This is a genomic window from Avibacterium endocarditidis (assembly GCF_965138825.1).
Taxonomy (GTDB): Bacteria; Pseudomonadota; Gammaproteobacteria; order Enterobacterales; family Pasteurellaceae; genus Avibacterium; species Avibacterium endocarditidis.
On the sequence record NZ_CBCSDH010000036.1, the window covers coordinates 1 to 852 of the forward strand.

2 pseudogenes are annotated in these 852 nt (G+C 36.6%); one reads left to right on the plus strand and one right to left on the minus strand.

The features are described from left to right. Window positions 1-179: pseudogene (locus tag ACNAV8_RS11550) on the minus strand (IS1595 family transposase); the annotation flags it as partial. A 151-nt stretch (window positions 180-330) separates the two neighbouring features. Between ACNAV8_RS11550 and ACNAV8_RS11555 the strand changes: the two are divergent. Beyond that, window positions 331-852, plus strand: a pseudogene (locus tag ACNAV8_RS11555) (oligopeptidase A); the annotation flags it as partial.

The window sequence follows — 852 nt, forward strand, 5'->3', positions numbered from 1 at the left end:
TTAACTTCAAGGGATAAATGATAGCCAATCACAAGCCTGATTTTATGGTAGAACAAAGCGGCTGTATTCGGTTGAATATCTAGCAAATTTGCTGCTGTTCTTGCAGTAACTTCTGCGACAAAAAACTCAAGCAGTTTTTTCTGTATAGATTTCTTTAATTTACAATACGTTATCTTCATTTTTGTAGTATAGCATTGTTGCTAATCTACTACAGCTCCAATAAAAATTATTCTCAATTATCCATATTTTTTTAGATTTCTCAACCTTGATATTATAAAATCTTCCCTTATTTGTTAGCTTAATACTTTCTTTTAAAAGCAAGGAGCTTTTATGTCAAATCCATTGTTAAGGGAAACACACTTACCGCAGTTTTCGCAAATTAAACCAGAACATATTCAACCTGCAATTAGTCAATTAATTCAAGAAAATCGAGATACTGTAGAACAGGTTTTAAAACAACCGCACTTAACTTGGCAGAATTTTATTGAACCGCTTACTGAAAGTGGCGATCGCTTAAGCAAAGCCTGGTCGCCTGTGAGCCACTTAAATGCGGTGAAAAATAGCCCTGAATTGCGTGAAGCCTATCAAGCTTGCTTGCCATTGCTTTCTGAATATAGCACTTGGTTAGGGCAACACGAAGGCTTATACCAAGCCTATTTACAGCTTAAAAATAGCCCCGAATATGAAACCTACAGCGTGGCACAGAAGAAAGCCATTGATAATGCGTTGCGCAATTTCAAATTGTCTGGCATTTCTTTGCCAGCCGAAAAACAAAAACGCTATGGTGAAATCGTGGCGCGTTTATCTGAATTAAGCTCACAATTTAGCAATAATGTGCTAGATGCCACAATG